The sequence below is a fragment of the Mesorhizobium sp. B2-5-13 genome, from assembly GCF_006440535.1.
GTDB classification, from domain to species: domain Bacteria; phylum Pseudomonadota; class Alphaproteobacteria; order Rhizobiales; family Rhizobiaceae; genus Mesorhizobium; species Mesorhizobium salmacidum.
Map to the genome: position 1 here is coordinate 59658 of NZ_VFUI01000019.1, position 19869 is coordinate 79526.

The following is a 19869-nucleotide window of genomic DNA, read 5'->3' on the forward strand; positions in this document are numbered from 1 at the left end:
GAAATCGAGGTCTTGCCGGCCTTTTCCTAATGGGGAATAGCCTCATAAACAATCTCTTGGGATAGCGACGAATTGATCCGCGTTCTGGGCATTGAGACGAGTTGCGACGAGACCGCCGCCAGCGTCGTGGCGCTGGAGGGCGATGCCGCGCCGAAAATCCTGTCCAATATCGTGCTCTCCCAGATCGAGGAGCATGCCGCCTTCGGCGGTGTCGTGCCGGAGATCGCCGCGCGCGCGCATGTCGAGGCGCTGGACGGCATCGTCGAGGCGGCACTCGCCGATTCGGGCGTGGCGCTTGCCGATATCGATGCCATCGCCGCGACCGCCGGGCCGGGCCTCGTCGGCGGGCTGATTGTCGGCCTGATGACGGCCAAGGCTATCGCGGCGGCGGCCGGCAAGCCGCTGATCGCCGTCAATCACCTCGAAGGCCACGCCTTGACGGCGCGGCTGACCGACGGCCTGGAATTCCCCTATCTCTTGCTGCTGGTCTCCGGCGGTCACACGCAGATCCTCGCCGTGCGCGGCGTCGGCGACTACCAGCGCTGGGCCACCACCATCGACGACGCGCTCGGCGAAGCCTTTGATAAGACCGCCAAAATGCTCGGCCTGCCCTATCCCGGCGGTCCCAATGTCGAAAAGGCGGCGCTGTCGGGCAATGCCTCGCGCTTTGCCTTTCCGCGGCCGATGAAAGGCTCGGCCCAGCCCGATTTCTCCTTTTCCGGTTTGAAGACCGCCGTGCGCCAGGCGGCAACCGCGATCGAGCCCTTGAGCGACCAGGATGTCGCCGACATCTGCGCCTCATTCCAGGCGGCGGTCGCCGATGCGCTGGCCGACCGCGTTTCTCGCGCCCTGGCACGCTTTCGCAAGACATTCCCTGGCACCAAAAACCCGGCGCTGGTCGTCGCCGGCGGCGTCGCCGCCAACTGCGCCATCAAGGCGACGCTGGAGCGGCTATGTACCGAGAATGGTTTCACCTTCGTCGCGCCGCCGCTGAAATTGTGCACCGACAATGCCGCGATGATCGCCTGGGCCGGCATTGAGCGGCTGCGCGAAGGCATGGCGCAGGAGAACGGCTTCGATTTCGTGCCACGCTCGCGCTGGCCGCTGGATAGCGTCTCGACGCCAATGGTCGGCTCCGGCCGGCGCGGAGCCAAGGCATGACTGACAAAGCCATGAAGAGCGCGGACCCCGGCAAAAGCGGCTGGCGTGTCGCCGTGCTCGGCGGCGGCGCTTGGGGCACGGCGCTGGCGCTGGCCATGCTGCGCGCCGGCCACTCGGTACGGCTGTTCGCGCGTGACCCTGAAACCGTGGCCTCGATCGGTCGTGGCGAGAACCCGCGTTATCTCCCGGGCATTGCCATCGCGCCCGGTATAGACGCGACGAGCGACATCGAGGCAGCGCTTGCCGGGACCGATTGCGTGCTGGCGGTGACGCCTGCGCAAGCGTTGCGGGCGACCCTGGCGGCCGCGAAGGATCATATGCCGGCTGGCATTCCACTCGTGCTTTGCGCCAAGGGCATCGAGCGCGGCACCGGTGCCTTGCTGTCGGCAATCGCTGCGGAAATCCTGCCGCGAAACCCGGTCGCCGCCCTGTCGGGGCCAAGCTTCGCCAACGATGTCGCCCGCGGCCTGCCGACGGCGGTGGTTGTGGCTGCCGGCGACGAGGCCCTAGCGGCCGACCTTGCCGCCCGTTTCTCGGCTGAAAACCTGCGCTGCTATTCGAGCGACGACCTGATCGGTGTCGAAATCGGCGGCGCCTTGAAGAACGTCTTCGCCATCGCCGCCGGCGCTGTCACCGGTGCCGGGCTCGGCGCCAGCGCGCAGGCCGCCATGGTCACGCGCGGCTTCGTCGAGCTGCGCCGCATCGGTGCCGCCTTCGGCGCCAGGCCCGAGACCCTGATGGGGCTTTCCGGCCTTGGCGACCTGCTGCTCACTTGCTCGTCGACGCAATCGCGCAATTTCGCCTATGGGCTGGCGCTCGGGCAAGGCAAGGCGCTTTCCGGACTGCCGCTGGCCGAGGGCGTGCCGACCGCGGCGATCGCCGCCCGCATCGCCGCCGAGCGCAATATCGATGCGCCGATCATCGCCGCCGTGGCCGCCATACTGGACGGCGGGATCACCATCGGCCAGGCCGTGACGGCCCTGATGACCCGGCCGCTGAAGACCGAAACCAACGATTGATCCCCTGATCCAACCACCCAGGAGAAAGACCATGCTGTTTGCTCTGATTTGCAAGGACAAGCCCGGAAGCCTGCAGGTGCGCCTCGACACGCGGCCCGAGCATGTCGCCTTCCTCGAAGGGCTGAACAGCGACAAGAAGCTGGCCTTTGCCGGTCCGTTCCTCGACGCCGACGGCAAGTCAAACGGCAGCCTCGTTGTCGTCGAGGCGCCCGATCTGGCAGGCGCACAGGCCCTGTCGGCCGCTGACCCCTATGCCAAGGCCGGCCTGTTCGAAAGCGTCGAAATCCGCCAGTGGAACTGGACGTTCAACAAGCCGGCGGCTAGTTAATTTCCGGTCGCCCGCGACGGGGTCGCAAGGAGGAGAGAAAATGAACTACTGGCTGTTCAAATCCGAACCCTCGGTTTTCTCCTTCGAGGCGTTGAAGGCCAAGGGCAACGCCGGCACGCAATGGGACGGCGTGCGCAACTACGCCGCCCGCAACAACATGCAGGCCATGCAGATCGGCGATCTCGGCTTCTTCTACCATTCCAACGAGGGGCTGAACGTGGTCGGCATCGCCGAGGTCTGCGCGCTGGCCCATCCCGACACCACATCCGATGATCCGCGCTGGGAGTGTGTCGACATCCGTGCCGTCAGGGACATGCCGAACCCGCCGACGCTGGAAGAAGTCAAGGCCAATCCAAAACTGGCCGAGATGGCGCTGGTGCGGCTCGGACGGCTTTCCGTGCAGCCGGTGACCCCGGCCGAATGGAAGGAAGTCTGCCGCATGGGCGGCCTGACGCCTGCGCCGTGACGGCACTCACCCCCGACAGCGCCAGGCAGTTCATCCTCGACAACACGGCGCTGATGGCACCGCCGCATGTACCGGAGATTCTTCTCCACCTCGCCGACGAAGCGCATGATCTTTGGCAGCGGACCGAGGATGAACTGGTCGAGATCGGCCTGCCGCCACCCTTCTGGGCTTTCGCCTGGGCCGGCGGCCAGGGCCTCGCCCGCTACGTCATCGACAATCCTGACACAGTGCGAGGCAAGCGCGTGCTCGACTTCGCCTCGGGCCGGGCTCGTCGCCATCGCCGCCGCCAGGGCGGGGGCTGCCGAGATAACCGCTGCCGATATAGACCCGTTCTGCGCCACCGCGATCCGGCTCAACAGCGACGCCAATGGCGTCGTGAACAAATTCCTCGGCACGGACTGTATCGGCACCGATGCGGATTGGGATGTGATCCTGGCTGGCGATGTCTTCTACGACAAACCCTTCGCCGACCGGCTGATGCCGTGGTTTTCGGCGCTCAAACGGCGTGGCGCCGAGGTCCTCGTCGGCGATCCCGGCCGGTCCTATCTGCCGCGATCGGGGCTGGAGCCGCTTGGCGTCTACCAGGTGCCGGTGACAAGGGCGCTCGAGGATGCCGAAGTCAAGCGCACGACCGTGTGGCGACTGCTTGACGCCATCGCCGAACAGGCGTTTCCATAAAGCCGCACAGGAGGGGAACTCGTGGATTTTTCAGCAGTGAACTGGATCGCGGTGGTTGCCGCCGCCGTCGTCGCATGGCTGTTCGGCGCCGCCTGGTACATGGCGTTGAGCAAGCCCTGGCTGAAGGCCGTCAAGCTCGATCCGGCGACGATGAAGAAATCGCCGCTGCCCTTCGTCATCTCCTTCATCGCCGAGCTGCTGATGGCCTACATCATGGCCCTGGTCGTCGGCGCGATGACGGGTGGTGAGCCGACCTGGCTCGCCGGCCTGATCTTCGGCTTCGTGCTTTGGCTGGGTTTCGTCGCCACGACGCTGTCGGTCAACCATCGCTATGAGAATTTCGGCTGGGACCTGACCCTCATCGACGGCGGCCATTGGCTGGGCGTGCTGCTGATCATCGGCGCGGTGATCGGCTGGTTCGGCGCCGCGGCGAGCTGAGATAACGCTTTGACGACGACGGATGAATCCGGATTTCCCCGCGACCTGGTGTTCACCCGGATCTGCCACGTCAAGCATGGCTATGACGAACGCCGCCGCCACATTGTCCGCGAGTTTGAGCGGCGCGGCGTGCCCGTCTACTTTTACACGGACTGGGACAAGCCAGATATCACCTCGGAGATTCGTGCTGAATTGGTCGCTCCCGATTTTGTCCACCCGGCGCAGGTCTCTCTGGCGCTGAAGCATGTCGGTATATGGCGCGACTTCCTCGAAACCGACCTGCCCTATTGCCTGGTGTTCGAGGATGACGTCTTCCTCGCGCGCGACTTCGTCGCCAAATTCCGGCAAGGGCTGGCCGAACTCGGCAGCCCGATGCGCAAGGCCGTCATCTATTTCGGCAACGGCAGCAACTACTACACGCCGAGCTGGAAATTGCGCAGGGGTCAGAGGCTCTACCCGGCACTGCATGCCAGGTGCGCGGATTCCTATCTCATCACCCGTCCGGTCGCCGAAGCCCGTTGTGCCTGGATCGATCAGCACAAAATATACACCGTGATCGACCACCAGATCGAGCAGATGGACGAAAAACTGGGCATTGAGATGCTGTGGTTCGAGCGGCCAATTGCCGAGCAAGGCAGCGAAAACGGCGCTTTCCAGACTTCCGTCGCCGGCAAAAAGCACCCGCTTCTGTACAAGAAGCTGAAATGGAAATGGAAGAAATACACAAGGATGATCTTCGGCCACAACGCCCGGTCCTGAGCGCGGAGCAATTCCAGGAAAAATGCGTCGTGGTTTTCCCGGGAAAAGCGCGTAGCGCTTCCCTGGGGAACGCATAAGACAAGAGATTAGACCTTGTCCGCCGTCCGCGTCCTGGCAACTTCCTCGAGGATCCATTCGCGGAACGCGACGATACGGGGATCGTCCGCCATGGCCTGGGGATAGACCAGGAAATAGGCGAATTCCGGCGCAACCCTGATGCTGAGTTCGAAGGGCCGCACAAGCCGGCCCTCGGACAGGTCGTTCGCCACCATGGCGAAATCGGCAAGCGCGACGGCATTGCCGTCGAGCGCCGCCTGGACAGCATCCGTGGACGTGCCGAAGACGACGGTGCGGCTGTCGTCGAAATCGTTGATGCCGGCCGCCGCCATCCACATGCGCCAGTTCGGCCAGGTCACGCCCTGGCGGGCCCATTCGATATGGGCAAGCGTGTGGTTGAACAGGTCGCGCGGCTCGCGCAGGGGCGGCCCAGATGCCAGGAGGCCCGGACTGCATACCGGAATAATGATGTTGTCGAACAGGCGATGCGCGCAGAGTCCTGGATATTTGCCGGCGCCGAAGCGGATGCCGACATCGACGTCGTCAAGATCGAAATCGCGCAAGCCATAGGCAATGTCGAACCTGAGTTCGATGCCCGGCCGCTGCTTGCGGAAATTCTCGACACGCCGCATCAGCCATTTCGCCGCGAACTGCGCGTCCAGCGTCACCTTCAGGAATTCCGTGCCGCGCGCCAATTTGCGCGCCCGCATCACGGCCCGGCCAAGCAGGTCGAGCGTGTCGGTCGCCGCCTCGTACAGCACCGTGCCCGCTTCCGTCAGACGGATGGTGCGGCTGGTGCGGGTGAACAGCACGATGCCGAGCTGATCCTCGATTTCCTTGATCTGGTGGCTGACGGCGGCGGGCGTCAGGCCGAGCTCGTCGGCGGCTCGGGTGAAATTGAGGTGCCGGGCCGCCGCCTCCAGCGTCCTGAGCGCCCGTGTTCCAGGCAAGAGGGCTGCCATCAGCGCGCGGCCCGATCGAAGCGGTCCATGGAGCCTCAATCCTCAAATAAAACTTGACGATGAGAAAAGAACTACTCGTTTCCCGTTTGTTTTTCAATCCGGCATCATTGCAACATCAAAACACCATCAAACCGGATTTGATGTCCGGAGAATACGGATCCCATCATGTCTCACATCGTTCTTCACCCTGCCTACATCGCCCGGCCGGGCTGGCTGTCGGCTGTCCGTGATTGGCTGCGGCAGGCCAGGGTCGCGGTCAATCTTGGCCACCAGGACGTCGAGGATCTGTCCGATCGCCAGTTGCGCGATATCGGCGCCGCCCGCAAGGACATCACCCGCGCCATGGACCGCGAGACCGGCCGGCTGGGCCTTCTAGACATCGGCTGGCAGCGAAACAGGAAGGGATAAGGGAGTAGCATTATGATGCGGCTTGGGCGTGTCTGCTGCTCCTGAAGACTTCCCATCCCCTATTCCCCTATTCCCCTATTCCCCTATTCCCCTATCTCACCACCCTCACCACCGTCCGGTCCGACAGCAGCGGCAAAAGCCGCGCCATCGTGCGCGCGGTGACCGCCACACAACCTTCCGTCGGCGTGAAGCCGGGACGCGCCAGGTGGAAGAAGATGGCGCTGCCGCGCCCGCGGCGGCGCGGCGCGATGTTCCAGTCGAGCACCAGGCAGGCGTCATAGAGCCGGTCGTCGCGCCGCATGCGTTCGTGGCTGGCGCCATAGGGCATCTTGACCGGCCTGTTATAATTGCGGTCGTCTGGGACCTCGCACCAGCCGAGATCCGGCCCGATCGGCGCCATCGCCAGCCGCGTCCTGCGGCCGGCGGCAAACTGATCCCCCCGAAAATAGCCCGCCAGGATGCGCATCGAAGCGAGCGGCGTTGCGCCGTCGCCTTCCCGCTTGCCGGACGAGATGCCGCCACGCCCCAGCGCGCAGGCAAACACCGTTTTGCCGGCCTGCAGCAGGCCCTGGCTTGGGTGGCCGGGCCTCGCCCGCACGGTCATCACGCGCAGCCGTTTTGCCAAAATTGCGCCGGCTGCATTGCGATCGCGTTTTTTCTTGTATGATCGTGCCACGGAACAAATCACTGTGATCGGCTATTGTGCCGGCAAGCTTCCGCATAAATACGCAGCGGTCAACTGAATTCACTTTTCAAAACAACGGATTGATCCATGACCTCACGTACCATCCTGATCGTCGATGACGATGACGACCTGCGCGGCACACTGGTCGAGCAATTGTCCCTCTACGAGGAATTCGACGTGCTGCAGGAATCCACTGCGGCAAAAGGCGTCACCGCTGCGCGTGGCGGGCTCATCGATCTGCTCATCATGGATGTCGGCTTGCCCGACATGGACGGCCGCGAGGCGGTGAAGATCCTGCGCAAGGGCGGCTACAAGGCGCCCATCATCATGCTGACCGGCCACGACACCGATTCGGACACGATTCTGGGTCTCGAGGCCGGCGCCAACGACTATGTCACCAAGCCATTCCGCTTCGCGGTGCTGCTTGCCCGTATCCGGGCGCAGCTGCGCCAGCATGAGCAGAGCGAGGACGCGACCTTCTCGGTCGGCCCCTATACCTTCAAGCCCAGCCAGAAACTGCTCATCGACCCGCGCGGCGGCAAGGTGCGGCTGACGGAAAAGGAGGCCTCGATCATCAAATATCTCTATCGCGCCGACCAGAAGGTGGTGACGCGTGACGTGCTGCTGGAGGAAGTGTGGGGATACAATTCCGGCGTCACCACACACACGCTGGAAACCCATGTCTACCGTCTGCGCCAGAAGATCGAGCGCGATCCTTCCAATGCTGAAATTCTTGTGACAGAAAGCGGCGGCTACAAGCTGGTTCCTTAAACATTGCACTATCCAATGAGCGGTCTGGGCGGGGCCGCTTTCGGGTACGATCCTGTTGGAGGGGGATTCAGGGACCGTACCGCAGAGGAGGGATTGGACTGACCGTTCGGGGACAAAGCTAGATGGCGCTGGATGACGACATCCGCATCCTGTCCGCCGTGAGGCTTTTCGAAGGCTTCACGCAGGAACAGCTGCGCCTGCTCGCCTTCGGAGCCGAGACCACTCTCGTGCAGGCGGACCACAAGCTTTATCGCGAGGACGACGTGGCCGACTCGGCCTATGTCGTGGTCAGCGGGCGTATCGTGCTCTATCGCGAGCAGAATGGCGAGCGCATCCCGATCGGCAAAGTCGGTCCCGGCACGATGCTCAGCGAACTGGCGCTAATCGCCGACACCAACCGGCTGACCAGCGCCTCGGCCGAAATCGATTCGGAGGTGATAAGGCTGAGCCGCAAGATGTTCCGGCGCATCCTGGAGGAGTATCCGGAACTGGCGGTGAAACTCCACCAGCGCATCTCCGAGGAATTCCACGAAATGATCCGCCGCATCGAGGAACTGGCACCGCGCTTTTCGGGTTGAGGGCGTTGCCGCGAGAGAACTCGATGCTTGGCGGGAAGGATCGCGACGAACGCCTTTTTATCGACGACCCCGTTAATCCAAGTCAAACCGGGCGATGACCGGCACATGGTCCGACGGCCGGTCCCAGCCGCGTGCCTGGCGCAGGATCTCGTAGCCGGCAAAATCAGGCACCAGGTTCGGCGACGACCAGACATGGTCGAGCCGTCGGCCACGATTGGACGCCTCCCAATCCTGCGCGCGATAGCTCCACCAGGTATAAAGCTTCTGTTCCGATGGCACGTTGAGCCGCATCAGGTCGACCCAGCCGCCGGCCAGCCGCATCGCCTCGAAGTTCTCGGTCTCGACCGGCGTGTGGCTGACCACGTTGAGCAATTGCTTGTGCGACCAGACATCATGCTCCAGCGGCGCGATGTTGAGGTCTCCGACCAGCACCGAGGCCGACACCTCGCCGTGCTCGGCCCGGATGGCGTTCATCTCGGCGACGAAATCCAGCTTGTGCCTGAACTTCCTGTTGATCTCGGGATCCGGTTCGTCGCCACCCGCCGGAACGTAGAAATTGTGCACCAGGATCGTCTTGCCGCCGGCCCGCACGGTCACCGACAGATGCCGGCTGTCCTCGATGTCGCAGAAACGGCGCCTTTCGACCACCTCGATCGGCCGCCGCGCCACCGTCGCCACGCCGTGATAGCCCTTCTGGCCATGGAAGGCGATGTAGGGATAGCCGATCTTACGAAAAGCTTTTTCGGGAAAGAGCTCGTCCGGGACCTTGGTTTCCTGCAGGCAGAGCACATCGGGCGCGTACTCATCGAGCAGGCGTTCGATGATCGGCATGCGCAGGCGCACGGAGTTGATGTTCCAGGTGGCGATCGAAAAGGGCATGCGGCAAGATCCGGCGATAGATCGCCGAACTACTGCCAGCCACACGCCGGAAAAACAAGCGAGGCGACGAAGACTACCGTGTCTTGGTGTTCAGCTCGCGATTGGCCGTATAGTCGATGGCGAAGGTGTCGGGCGCGAAACTGACGCCTTCCTTGGTGTTGAAGATCATCACCGTCGTATCTTTGCCCTGCGCGTCGGTAATCGTCCACTGCCGCAGATCATAGGTTTTCGGGTCGAACATCATGGTGATTCGCGCATTGCCGAAAACCGACTTGTCGGAGAGCTGGATGGTGGTGAGGTCGTCTTCTTCCTTGACGCTCTTGACGCGGTTGCCCGAGAGGTCGATGCGGTCGTCGAGCAGCAGCTTCAGCGGCGTCTTCGATAGCGGATAAAGATCCGACGTGTTCAGTCTCTTGTTGAGGATGGCAACCGATCTGCCGTCGGAAATCACCCGGAAATTCGAAGCCCCGTCATAGTTGAAGCGGATCTTGCCCGGCCGTTCCAGGAAGAATTTGCCGCCGGTCTGCTCGCCCTTGGGGCCGAACTGGACGAATTCGCCGCTCATCGATTTGACCGCCGAGAAATGGTCGGCGATCTTTTGCGCCGCCGCAGGCACGGCCGCCTGCGCCGAGGCGAGCAGCTCGAATCCGGGCACCACGTTGAGCGCGGCGGCACCCGCGAACACCAGGCCGAGGCCAAGCAGCTGGCGGCGTGTCGGGGCAAAATCGCTCAGCGCTGAAAGATCGTTTTTCATATCGGTCACTCTCGTCTGATTCCTGATTTGATCGCTGTCGTGAACCCCCAGTTGGGCTGAAGTTTGGCGAGGCGATCGCTGCTCAGCCGGTTGAACGCGCCAGAAGGTTCGAAGTTGCCGCGAACTCTCCACTGTCAGAATTTGTCGTCCTCGGTCGGCACCAGGATTTCGCGTTTTCCGGCATGGTTGGCCGGACCGACAATGCCTTCCTTTTCCATCTTCTCGATGATCGAGGCGGCACGATTGTAGCCGATGCCCAGACGCCGCTGGATGTAGCTGGTCGAGGCCTTGCCGTCGCGCAGCACCACCGACACCGCCTGATCGTAGGGATCATCGGAATCCTCGAAATTGCCACCGCCTCCGCCGCCGGAACCGCCCTTGCCGGACGGCTCGTCGTCGTCCTCGCCGTCATCTTCGGTGATGGCGTCGAGATATTCCGGCACGCCCTGCAGCTTCAGGTGCCCGACGATCTTCTCGACCTCGTCATCGGAGACGAACGGCCCGTGCACGCGCTGGATGCGGCCGCCGCCGGCCATGTAGAGCATGTCGCCCATGCCGAGCAGCTGCTCGGCGCCCTGCTCTCCCAAAATTGTGCGGCTGTCGATCTTCGACGTCACCTGGAAGGAGATGCGGGTCGGGAAATTGGCCTTGATGGTGCCGGTGATGACGTCGACCGAGGGACGTTGCGTCGCCATGATCACATGGATGCCCGCGGCGCGCGCCATCTGCGCCAGGCGCTGGACGGCGCCTTCGATGTCCTTGCCGGCGACCATCATCAGGTCGGCCATTTCATCGATGATGACGACGATGTAAGGCATTGGCTCGAGATCGAGATTCTCGGTCTCGTAGATCGCCTCGCCGGTCTGGCGGTCGAATCCGGTCTGCACGGTGCGCGAGATCTTTTCGCCCTTCTTCTCGGCCTGCTGCACGCGCGCGTTGAAACCATCGATGTTGCGCACGCCGACCTTGGACATCTTTCGGTAGCGGTCCTCCATCTCGCGCACGGTCCATTTCAGCGCCACCACCGCCTTCTTCGGGTCGGTCACGACCGGCGTCAAAAGATGCGGAATGCCGTCATAGACGGAGAGTTCGAGCATCTTCGGGTCGATCATGATCAGCCGGCATTCCTGCGGGGTGAGCCGGTAGAGCAGCGAGAGGATCATGGTGTTGATGGCGACCGACTTGCCCGAACCGGTGGTGCCGGCGACCAGCACGTGCGGCATCTTGGCGATGTCGACGATGACCGCCTCGCCATTGATGGTCTTGCCCAGCGCCAGCGCCAGCTTGGCCTTGGTGGTCTCGAAGTCGCGGCTGGCCATGATCTCCCTGAGATAAACGGTCTCGCGCTTGGCGTTTGGCAGTTCGATGCCGATGGCATTGCGGCCCGGTACGACGGCGACGCGGCAGGCAATCGCGCTCATTGAGCGTGCGATGTCGTCGGAGAGGCCGATCACCCGCGACGACTTGATGCCCGGCGCCGGTTCGAGCTCGTAGAGGGTGACCACCGGACCCGGGCGAACGGCAATGATTTCGCCCTTGACGCCGAAATCCTCCAGCACGCCTTCGAGCAGGCGCGCGTTCTGTTCCAGCGCGTCCTTGGAAAGACTTGGGTCGCGCGCGACATTCTTCGGTTCGGACAGGAAATGCAGCGACGGCATTTCGAACATGTCCGAGCCGATCAGCGAGGTCTGCGCCTCGCGCTGGACGCGGGCGCCCGGCACGGGTCGCGCTGCGGGCGCCTCGACCCGGGTGGCGGCATCGGAACGGAACTGCTGGACCTTGGCCGTCGGGGCACGTCGCTGGGCGACCGGCTCGTCGTCAAAATCCATGTCCTCGTCGCCGCGGCCGAAGACATCGTCGTCGGCCGGATCGACGGAAACACCGCGGTCGTTGACCATGGCGGCGAAGAATTCCGGCTCGACCCGGGCGCGGCCGTCCTGGCTCATGCGGGATTCGGCGAATTCGGCCGACTCGACTCGTTCGGCGGCACGGCGCCAGGCGCTGGCGGGCGGCTCCATCTCCGGTTCGAACTCGTCCCGCTCCTGCCTGCGGCGCACAGCGCGACGATGCATCCAAGCGCGGAACGAAAGCCACCAATGGGTGATCGCGCCGAGCGCCAGTATGCCCTCGTCGCCCTCGTCCTCGTCATTGTCGAACAGAAGCTCGTCCTCGCGCGGATCCGCGGCGGCCGGTTCTTCCATCACGGCGAAGCCGTTCTTGCGCCCGATCAGCGCCGCGCCATAGGCGAACAGCCAGAGCGCGGGTGCCGCCAGCAATATGGCGAGCACGCTGGCGATCAGCCCGGTCGGATATCCGCCGATGAGGACGCCGGGAATCTTGAGCACCATGTCACCGAAGACGCCGCCGAGGCCGGTGGGCAGCGGCCAGGTCTTGGGCGGAACGATGCAGCCCGCGATCGCGGCGGCGAGCAGCGCGAAACCGAACCAGAACAGCCCGCGCTTGGGCAGCCTGTCGACGCCGCGCGCGGAAAACAGGAGATAGCCCCAGATGACGGCAGGAACCAGCGCGGCGACCGCGGCAAGGCCGAAGAACTGCATGGCGAGGTCGGAGAAGACGGCGCCGGCATAACCCATGGCGTTGGTGACGATGTTGGCGGTGGCGTGCGAGAAGCTCGGGTCGGCGACGTTCCAGGTCGCGAGGCTTGCTACGGCGAAGACGGTGAACGCGAACAGGCCGGCACCGACCAGACGGCCGACCTGGCGCCGCGCGAATGCCTGGATGCCGTGCCCCGTATCGGTCAGCGCGAGCGGTGCTGAAGCCCCTGAACGCATGCTCTTCCCCGTCAGTGATTGCCTGGCCCGAGCGCATGACGCACTCCGGCAGATTCGGATGCCAGACTAGGCGTGGGAAGGTTAAGGGCGCATTAACTATAAGGCTGCGGCGACCGTCCTTTTGACATCAATACCTCCAGTGTCCGCACCACATGAAAATGGCGGGCGCCCTGGCCCGCCATCCATTCGTCGGGTCGGGTCGCGTGTTACTAATTGGCGCCGCCGAGCATCTTCACATTGGCGCAGAACTCGGCGTGCGGCTTGCTCATCGCCGCATCCTGGCATTCCTTCATCATGGCCTCCTGCTTCTCCTTCGGCATGGCCATGAAAGCTGTCTTGAATTCCGCCATCGGCTTCATGGTTTTCATGCTGGAATCGGTGAAGAACGGCGCCATGTTGTCCGGCTCGTCCACTGCGCCGGCAAATGCAAAGCCGCTGACCATGGAAAGCGCGAGTGCCCCGAGGCAGATATTCTTGAGGTTCATGAGAAAATTCCTTCCCTGTGTTTCAAAACGCGAGCGTCAGAACGACGGTCGCCTCCACAGTTCGGAGACTGGCTGGTCGATGTTTCCTCGAAAATCTGCTTCACGCGAACGTGGATTGCGCGAAGTTGATCTTCACCAGAAGGAATTACCAAAAAAAGAGGCCCGGAGCGATCCGGGCCTCAAGGCGTGAGGTCCTTGTGGGAGCGTCACGACGGGATGCTTTTCAAACAATTCCAGGAAAAGTGCTTTCGCGGTTTTCCGTCCGGAATTGCATGGAGATAAGGGACCGGCGGGAGGAGGTTTCCGCCGGCCCCTTGGCAAGGATGCCTTACGGCACCACTTCGCCATGCTGGGAGATGTCGAGGCCTTCGACCTCTTCCTGGGTCGACGGACGCAGGCCGACCAGCGCCTTGACGACGTAGAGGATGACGAAGGTGGCGACCGCCGTCCAGATAATGGTGACGGCGACACCGTAGATCTGCTTGCCAAGCGAAGCGCCCGACGAGAGGCTGTTTATCGCCGGGTCGGCAAGCACGCCGGTCAGCAGGGCGCCGACCACGCCGCCGACGCCATGCACGCCGAAGGCATCGAGCGAGTCGTCATAGCCGAACATGTGCTTCACCTTGACCGCCGAGAGGTAGCAGACGACGCCAGCCACGATACCGACGATGAAGGCGCCGGTCTGGTTGACGAAACCGGAAGCCGGCGTCACCGCGACGAGGCCGGCGACGGCGCCCGAGATGATGCCGAGCACGGAAGGCTTCTTGGCGATGATCCATTCGGCGAACATCCAGGCCAATGCCGCAGCGGCGGTGGCAACCTGGGTGTTGAGCATGGCGGCACCGGCAAGGCCGTCGGCCGCCAGTTCCGAACCGGCGTTGAAGCCGAACCAGCCGACCCACAGCAGCGATGCGCCGATGACCGAATAGACCAGGTTATGCGGCGCCATGTTGGTGGTGCCATAGCCTTCGCGCTTGCCGAGCACCAGCGCGCAGACGAGGCCCGCGACACCGGCATTGATGTGGACTACCGTGCCGCCGGCGAAGTCGAGAACGCCAGCCGTACCGAGGAAGCCGCCACCCCAGACCCAATGCGCGATCGGCACGTAGACGATCAGCAGCCACAGCGCCATAAAGATCAGCAGTGCCGAGAACTTGAAGCGCTCGGCGAAGGCGCCGGCAATCAGCGCCGGCGTGATGATGGCGAACGTCATCTGGAACATCGAGAAGACGAATTCAGGGATATTGGCCACACCCGGCAGCCACAGGCTGGCCGTGGTGATGCCGTGGTGGAAGAATTTCGAAGTGCCGCCGAGATAGGCATTCATGCCGCCGCCGTCGGAAAAGGCCAGCGAATAGCCGAACATGAACCAAAGCACCGTCACCAGGCAGGTGATGGCGAAGCTCTGCATGATGGTGGCGAGCACGTTCTTCTTGCGCACCATGCCGCCGTAAAACAGCGCCAGGCCCGGGATGGTCATCATCAGCACTAGCGCCGTCGAGGTCAGCATCCAGGCGGTGTTGCCGGTATCGAGCACCGGGGCCGGAGTGGCGGCCGGCGCGGCAGCCGCGGCAGCGGGTGCGGCTTCCTGCGCGAAGGCGGCGACGCTGCCCAACGCTGCAAGAGCGAGCGAGCCCAGCAGGGCCGCCCTTCCCGTCGTCTTCAAGGTGGAAGGAATATTCATTGAACTCTCCATTGGAATACGTGTTCGCCGCTCAGAGCGCGTCGCTGTCTGTTTCGCCGGTACGGATGCGCACCGCCTGGTCGATGCCGAAGACGAAGATCTTGCCGTCGCCGATCTGGCCGGTCTTGGCCGCGGCGGTGATGGCTTCGACGGCCTTGTCGACCATGTCTGCCGCGACCGCGACTTCGATCTTGATCTTCGGCAGGAAGGAGACCGCGTATTCCGCCCCGCGATAGATTTCAGTATGTCCCTTCTGACGCCCGTAGCCTTTGACTTCGGTGACGGTCAGGCCCTGGATGCCGACGGCGGTAAGCGCTTCGCGTACCTCGTCCAGCTTGAACGGCTTGATGATTGCCATCACGATTTTCATAAGGTTTCACCCTTTGCTGTTGCGGATCCCCGCGTTTGCACATCTTCACCGATCCCAAAGAGCCGGAGAGTGCTCCCAAGGATTCAAGCTCCGTGCCAACTGCCGAAGCAGGGTGTTAAGCCGTTGTAAACAAATGGATTGGAGCGGCCGGGGCCGGCAGGTGCCTGCGTGTGCGGCGCACCATCCGATTAAAAAATAGGCATTTTTGCGAAATTGCCTATTTTGCCGGCTTTGGGCGTGACTACAAAATATGGAACCGGCTTTCGGAAAGAATCTTGCTCAAACAAGACTCGCGATGCTCAACGCTTGAGCCGGATCAACCCCTCCTGGGCCATCGAGGCGATCAGCGTGCCGTCACGGGCATAGAGCGTGCCGCGGCTGAAACCGCGCGATCCCGAGCTCGAGGGACTGTCCTGCGCGTAGAGCAGCCAGCCGTCGAGCGAATGCGGCCGGTGGAACCACATCGAATGGTCGAGGCTGGCGGCCTGGATGTCGGGATCGAACAGGCCGCGCCCATGCGCGAAGGTCGAGGTGTCGAGCAGCGTCATGTCGGAGAGATAGGCGAGCAGCACCGACTGCAGCGCGCGATCGTCGGGAACCGGGCCGGCAAGGCGGATCCAGACATTCTGCCGGGGCGGCAGCTTGTCGCGGCTTTCATAGTGCTGGAGATTGACGGGCCGCAATTCCAGCGGCCGCTCGCGCGCCCAGAAGCGGCGCACCGCCTCCGGCACCCGGTCGGCGGTTTCGAGTAGCTCGCGCTGCGTCCTCAGACCTTCCGGCGGCGGCACGTCGTCGGGCAGCGCGAACTGGTGCTCGAGCCCCTTCTCGTCGACCTGGAACGAAGCCTCCAGCGAAAAGATCGCCTGTCCGTGCTGGATCGCCAGCACGCGCCGCGTGGTGAAGGAACCGCCGTCGCGGATGCGGTCGACCTCGTAGATGATCGGCACCTTGATGTCGCCCGGCCGCATGAAATAGCCATGCAGCGAATGTACGAAACGGTCCGGCTCGACCGTTCGCTGCGCCGCCACCAGCGCCTGCGCGATCGTCTGGCCGCCGAACACGCGCTGCCATTCCACCTGGGGGCTGCGACCACGATACAGATTGTGTTCCAGCATCTCGAGGTCGAGAATGCGCAGGAGCTCGTCGATCGCCGCCGTCATGTTTTGTGACCTCGCCGCAAAATTGCTATGGCGGTTTCCGACAGGAAGAACGAGCCGTCAAGGGCGCAGGGCCCCGGTCGGCGCGCAAGGAGCCAGGACAATGGAACGCAAGGCGGACGCCAAGACCAGATCCGGGCTCGATGTCCTCGTCGCCGGCGCCGGCTATGTCGGCCTGGCCGCCGCCGTCTCGCTGAAGCAGGCCCGACCGGGCCTTGCCGTGGCGCTGGTCGATGCGGCGCCCGCCGGTTCCTGGCAAAGGGATGGCCGCGCCTCGGCCATCGCCGCGGCCGCCTGCCGCATGCTCGACCAGCTCGGCGTCTGGGCCGAGATCGCGCCGCGGGCTCAGGCGATCACCGAGATGATCATCACCGATTCACGCAGCGCCGATCCGGTGCGCCCGGTCTTCCTGACCTTCGGCGGCGAGGTGGCGCCGGGCGAACCCTTCGCCCACATGGTCGCCAACAGGGCGTTGAACGGCGCCTTGCGGGCCAAGGCCGAAAGGCTCGGTGTCGACATCATCGAAGGCGTGGCGGTGCAAGGTTTTGAAACCAATGGCGCCGGCATCACGGTGCATCTGGCCGACGGCGCCACGTTGACGGCGCGGCTGCTGGTTGCCGCCGACGGTGTCAATTCGAAACTGCGCGACATGGCTGGCATCAAGACGGTCAAGTGGGAATACGGCCAGTCCGGCATCGTCTGCACCGTGGCGCATGAACGCCCGCACAATGGCCGCGCCGAAGAACATTTCCTTCCCGCCGGCCCCTTCGCCACGCTGCCGCTGAAACCCGACGAGGACGGCACCAACCGTTCGTCGATCGTCTGGGTCGAACGGTCGGAAGATGCGAAAACGCTCGTGGAAGGCGATGATCTCGTCTTCGAACATGAACTCGAACAGCGCTTCGGCCTCAAGCTTGGGGAAATCCGCGTCGCCGACAAGCCGCGCGCCTGGCCGCTCGGCCTGACCATCGCGCGCGCCTTCGTCGCGCCGCGCATCGCGCTTGCCGGCGATGCCGCCCATGGCATCCATCCGATCGCCGGACAGGGCCTCAATCTGGGCTTCAAGGATGTGGCCGCATTTGCCGAGGTGATCGTCGAAGCCGACCGGCTCGGCCAGGACATCGGCGCGCTCGACGTGCTGGAACGCTACCAGCAATGGCGCCGCTTCGACACGGTGCAGATGGGCATCACGACCGATGTGCTGAACCGGCTGTTTTCCAACGACATCACCCCGCTGCGCACCGTTCGCGACATCGGCCTCGGCCTCGTCGAACGCATGCCACGGCTGAAGGAGTTCTTCATCCGCCAGGCGTCGGGGCTTTCGGCCGGCACGCCGCGGCTATTGAAAGGCGAGGCGATCTGATCGCCTGTCGCGGGCTAGTTGACCTCGAAGCCGAGCTTCTGGCGCAAGCGCAATATCCTCTGGTCGGATATCTGCAGGCGCTGCTCGCCGCCCTGGGCGACGCGGTTCACCATCTGCAGCAGATCGTTTCGTTCCGCGACGTCGAGACGCTCGCGCAGGAACGGCGCCAGCTTGTCGATGACGACAGTGGCATCGTCGATCTGCGACGCCGCCCACTTGGCATAGATCACCGCCTCATCCGTCTTCTTCTTGTTGGCGATCTCGGAAATCACCGACCGGATGACAGCCTCGCGCTGCGGCAGGATAGGGCCATTCTCGGAGACGATAGATGCAATTAGCGTCGCGGCGGCCACTACCGGATCGTCGATCGCCGTCAGCGGCGAGAGTGCGGCCTGCTTGCGAAGCTTCTTGCGCCTGATGTTGCCTTGCACGCGCCCGACGACGTCGGCGACCTCGCGCGCGGCGTCGTTCATGGCCTTCATCCGGTACCACCACAACGCCGCCGCTCCGAGCACGCCAAGGACAGCAATCAGGAAAGGCATGTCCAAATCCCCCAAGGTCTTGAATGACGATAGGAGAACTCGTGGCTCGCTTCAACACGCAAGAGTTGAGCCCGGCAAAACGGGGACGTTCGCTCGACCGAACGTCCTCGGTTTCCAAGTGACCGCAACGCATGACGGGGATTATGACCCCGGCACGTTGTAGATCGCGCGCACCTCGATGGAACCGATTTCGCCCAGCGGAATCTCGCCGGCGATGTCCAGCGCCTCGTCGAGATCCTTCGCTTCGATCATGACGAACCCGAGCAACTGCTCTTTGGTTTCCGCGAACGGGCCGTCGGTGACAAGTCTCTTGCCCTTGCGTCTGCGGACGGTTTTCGAGGTTTTCACCGATTGCAGCGCCTGCGCGATAATCAGCATACCGCGTTGGTCCAATGACCGGTCATGGGCCATCGAATCGGCGTCGAGCTTGGCCAACCGCTCTGTCGTCATGGCATGGAGATCGTTCTCTTCGCCGTAGACCAGGCAAACATACTGCATGTCCATCTCCTTATCGTAACGAACCATAGGATGAGGCGATCAAGTTGTCAGCCGGGCCTTTGTCCGCCGCATGATCGAGGAAGCACACCCCGACCCCGATGATGGCGACCGCCACAAGCAGCCGGCCAAAGCCGGACGCCGGCTGCCGCAACAAGTCGATTTCTTGTCCACCTGCCTTGCGGCCGGTGCCTGTCCAGTGAGCAGAAAATAGATTGTTCATGTGAACCTCCATCCGCCACGAAATCCGTGGCCGCTCGCAGGACGGCCGAGGCAGATGGAATTCGACATTTTTGCACGCACATTTTTTCAGAAATGAAAAGCGAACGCCTCAGCCGGCACCTCGTCGAAAGAGCGCAGTGGCCTTCGCGTCTGCCCGCGCTATAGTTGACCGGACGCTGATCGACAGGCTTACCCAAATCAACCCAGGAGGACTCCATGGACCGCACCGCAAACGCCGTCTGGAAAGGCAATCTGAAAGAGGGCAAGGGCACGCTCGACACCCAGAGCGGAACCCTGAAAGGCACGCCCTATTCGTTCAAGGCGCGCTTCGAGGACGAAAGCGGCAAATCCGGCACCAATCCGGAAGAACTGATCGCCGCCGCGCACTCCGGCTGCTACGCCATGCAGCTCTCCCATTTCCTGGCCGAGAACGGCACGCCGGCGGAAGAACTCGACGCCAAGGCTGTGGTGACGCTGGTTCCAGGCACAGGCATCACCGGCAGCGCGATCACGCTGGTCGGCAAGGTGCCCGGCATCGATGCCGCGAAATTCAAGGAATTGGCCGAGAAGGCCAAGGCCGAATGCCCGGTCTCCCAGGCGCTCGGCGCGATCAAGGTTTCGCTCGACGCCAGGCTTGGCTGATGAGCCTGGTCTGAAATGAGAAACGCCGGCCCCAGGGCCGGCGTTTCTGCATCGGAGATTGGCGAAAGCGGTCGCGGCATCCAATCTCCCCCTCGTGGGGGCCCGTTGCGCAATATTGCGGGAGGCTTGTTGTGAGGATTGAGGGCGGCCATTTTCGTTGCTTTGGAGGCTTTT

At 63.3% G+C, this 19869-nt stretch carries 23 protein-coding genes and 1 pseudogene; 12 read left to right on the forward strand and 12 right to left on the reverse strand.

Features of this window, described 5'->3' with window-relative positions; genetic code table 11:
- The first annotated feature begins 75 nt into the window (after window positions 1–75).
- The 7 genes and pseudogenes from tsaD (at window position 76) to FJ434_RS24180 (ending at window position 4849) form a co-directional block, all read left to right on the forward strand.
- Entirely contained in the window at window positions 76–1161 is a 1086-nt protein-coding gene (gene tsaD / locus FJ434_RS24150; protein WP_181166090.1) for a tRNA (adenosine(37)-N6)-threonylcarbamoyltransferase complex transferase subunit TsaD, read from the forward strand.
- A complete protein-coding gene (locus FJ434_RS24155) occupies window positions 1158–2180 on the forward strand; it encodes an NAD(P)H-dependent glycerol-3-phosphate dehydrogenase (RefSeq protein WP_140751771.1) in 1023 nt (340 codons plus the stop codon). Before tsaD ends, FJ434_RS24155 begins: the two co-directional genes overlap by 4 nt.
- A 31-nt stretch (window positions 2181–2211) precedes the next feature.
- Window positions 2212–2508, forward strand: a complete 297-nt coding sequence (locus FJ434_RS24160) for a YciI-like protein (RefSeq protein WP_140510221.1) — start codon at window positions 2212–2214, stop codon at window positions 2506–2508.
- 40 nt (window positions 2509–2548) lie between these two features.
- Entirely contained in the window at window positions 2549–2974 is a 426-nt protein-coding gene (locus tag FJ434_RS24165; RefSeq protein WP_140510219.1) for an EVE domain-containing protein, read from the forward strand.
- A pseudogene (locus FJ434_RS24170) lies at window positions 2929–3652 on the forward strand (methyltransferase). Before FJ434_RS24165 ends, FJ434_RS24170 begins: the two are co-directional and overlap by 46 nt.
- A gap of 21 nt (window positions 3653–3673) precedes the next feature.
- A complete protein-coding gene (locus FJ434_RS24175) occupies window positions 3674–4090 on the forward strand; it encodes a DUF1761 domain-containing protein (protein ID WP_140510216.1) in 417 nt (138 codons plus the stop codon).
- A gap of 9 nt (window positions 4091–4099) precedes the next feature.
- The gene (locus tag FJ434_RS24180; protein ID WP_140751769.1) at window positions 4100–4849 is read left to right on the forward strand and encodes a glycosyltransferase family 25 protein; all 750 of its coding nucleotides are present in this window, start codon (window positions 4100–4102) and stop codon (window positions 4847–4849) included.
- 86 nt (window positions 4850–4935) lie between these two features.
- On the opposite strand, the gene gcvA is transcribed toward FJ434_RS24180, so the two are convergent.
- Window positions 4936–5868, reverse strand: coding sequence for a transcriptional regulator GcvA (gene gcvA, locus FJ434_RS24185; protein WP_140510213.1), 933 nt, complete (start codon window positions 5866–5868; stop codon window positions 4936–4938).
- A gap of 165 nt (window positions 5869–6033) precedes the next feature.
- Here gcvA and FJ434_RS24190 point away from each other — a divergent pair, with 165 nt between their 5' ends.
- Complete coding sequence (locus FJ434_RS24190; protein ID WP_140751767.1) at window positions 6034–6276, forward strand: hypothetical protein; 243 nt, start codon at window positions 6034–6036, stop codon at window positions 6274–6276.
- Between the two features lie 91 nt (window positions 6277–6367).
- Here the strand turns inward: FJ434_RS24190 and FJ434_RS24195 are convergent, their stop codons facing one another.
- Window positions 6368–6964: a L,D-transpeptidase gene (locus FJ434_RS24195; protein ID WP_140718558.1), complete on the reverse strand. Its 597-nt coding sequence runs from the start codon at window positions 6962–6964 to the stop codon at window positions 6368–6370.
- Window positions 6965–7048: 84 nt separating this feature from the next.
- On the opposite strand from FJ434_RS24195, the gene FJ434_RS24200 reads away from it, so the two are divergent.
- On the forward strand, window positions 7049–7732 hold the full coding sequence (locus FJ434_RS24200) for a response regulator transcription factor (RefSeq protein ID WP_027145512.1): 684 nt from the start codon (window positions 7049–7051) through the stop codon (window positions 7730–7732).
- A 122-nt stretch (window positions 7733–7854) separates the two neighbouring features.
- Window positions 7855–8310 carry a cyclic nucleotide-binding domain-containing protein gene (locus FJ434_RS24205; protein ID WP_027145513.1) on the forward strand — a complete coding sequence of 152 codons (456 nt, stop codon included), beginning with the start codon at window positions 7855–7857 and terminating at the stop codon, window positions 8308–8310.
- A gap of 72 nt (window positions 8311–8382) precedes the next feature.
- Here the strand turns inward: FJ434_RS24205 and FJ434_RS24210 are convergent, their stop codons facing one another.
- The 7 genes from FJ434_RS24210 to tesB form a co-directional block, all read right to left on the reverse strand.
- Window positions 8383–9189, reverse strand: a complete 807-nt coding sequence (locus tag FJ434_RS24210) for an exodeoxyribonuclease III (RefSeq protein ID WP_140751765.1) — start codon at window positions 9187–9189, stop codon at window positions 8383–8385.
- Between the two features lie 73 nt (window positions 9190–9262).
- The gene (locus FJ434_RS24215; protein ID WP_140510271.1) at window positions 9263–9943 is read right to left on the reverse strand and encodes an outer membrane lipoprotein carrier protein LolA; all 681 of its coding nucleotides are present in this window, start codon (window positions 9941–9943) and stop codon (window positions 9263–9265) included.
- Window positions 9944–10077: 134 nt separating this feature from the next.
- Window positions 10078–12735 carry a DNA translocase FtsK gene (locus FJ434_RS24220; RefSeq protein ID WP_140718556.1) on the reverse strand — a complete coding sequence of 886 codons (2658 nt, stop codon included), beginning with the start codon at window positions 12733–12735 and terminating at the stop codon, window positions 10078–10080.
- A 209-nt stretch (window positions 12736–12944) separates the two neighbouring features.
- Entirely contained in the window at window positions 12945–13220 is a 276-nt protein-coding gene (locus FJ434_RS24225) for a hypothetical protein (protein ID WP_140751763.1), read from the reverse strand.
- 328 nt (window positions 13221–13548) lie between these two features.
- The gene (locus FJ434_RS24230) at window positions 13549–14904 is read right to left on the reverse strand and encodes an ammonium transporter (RefSeq protein ID WP_140751761.1); all 1356 of its coding nucleotides are present in this window, start codon (window positions 14902–14904) and stop codon (window positions 13549–13551) included.
- A 31-nt stretch (window positions 14905–14935) separates the two neighbouring features.
- Entirely contained in the window at window positions 14936–15274 is a 339-nt protein-coding gene (locus FJ434_RS24235) for a P-II family nitrogen regulator (protein ID WP_015315049.1), read from the reverse strand.
- Between the two features lie 299 nt (window positions 15275–15573).
- Complete coding sequence (tesB, locus tag FJ434_RS24240) at window positions 15574–16434, reverse strand: acyl-CoA thioesterase II (protein WP_140751759.1); 861 nt, start codon at window positions 16432–16434, stop codon at window positions 15574–15576.
- A 100-nt stretch (window positions 16435–16534) separates the two neighbouring features.
- Between tesB and FJ434_RS24245 the strand changes: the two genes are divergently transcribed.
- A complete protein-coding gene (locus FJ434_RS24245) occupies window positions 16535–17794 on the forward strand; it encodes a ubiquinone biosynthesis hydroxylase (RefSeq protein WP_140751757.1) in 1260 nt (419 codons plus the stop codon).
- 14 nt (window positions 17795–17808) lie between these two features.
- Here the strand turns inward: FJ434_RS24245 and FJ434_RS24250 are convergent, their stop codons facing one another.
- From FJ434_RS24250 to FJ434_RS24260, 3 genes are all read right to left on the reverse strand, one after another.
- A complete protein-coding gene (locus FJ434_RS24250) occupies window positions 17809–18336 on the reverse strand; it encodes a hypothetical protein (protein WP_027145522.1) in 528 nt (175 codons plus the stop codon).
- A 141-nt stretch (window positions 18337–18477) separates the two neighbouring features.
- Window positions 18478–18834, reverse strand: a complete 357-nt coding sequence (locus FJ434_RS24255; protein WP_140751755.1) for a YciI family protein — start codon at window positions 18832–18834, stop codon at window positions 18478–18480.
- A 10-nt stretch (window positions 18835–18844) separates the two neighbouring features.
- A complete protein-coding gene (locus FJ434_RS24260) occupies window positions 18845–19054 on the reverse strand; it encodes a hypothetical protein (protein ID WP_140751753.1) in 210 nt (69 codons plus the stop codon).
- Window positions 19055–19269: 215 nt separating this feature from the next.
- Between FJ434_RS24260 and FJ434_RS24265 the strand changes: the two genes are divergently transcribed.
- Window positions 19270–19695 (forward strand): OsmC family protein, encoded by a 426-nt coding sequence (locus FJ434_RS24265; RefSeq protein WP_140751751.1) that lies wholly within the window; start codon window positions 19270–19272, stop codon window positions 19693–19695.
- Window positions 19696–19869: the final 174 nt, after the last annotated feature.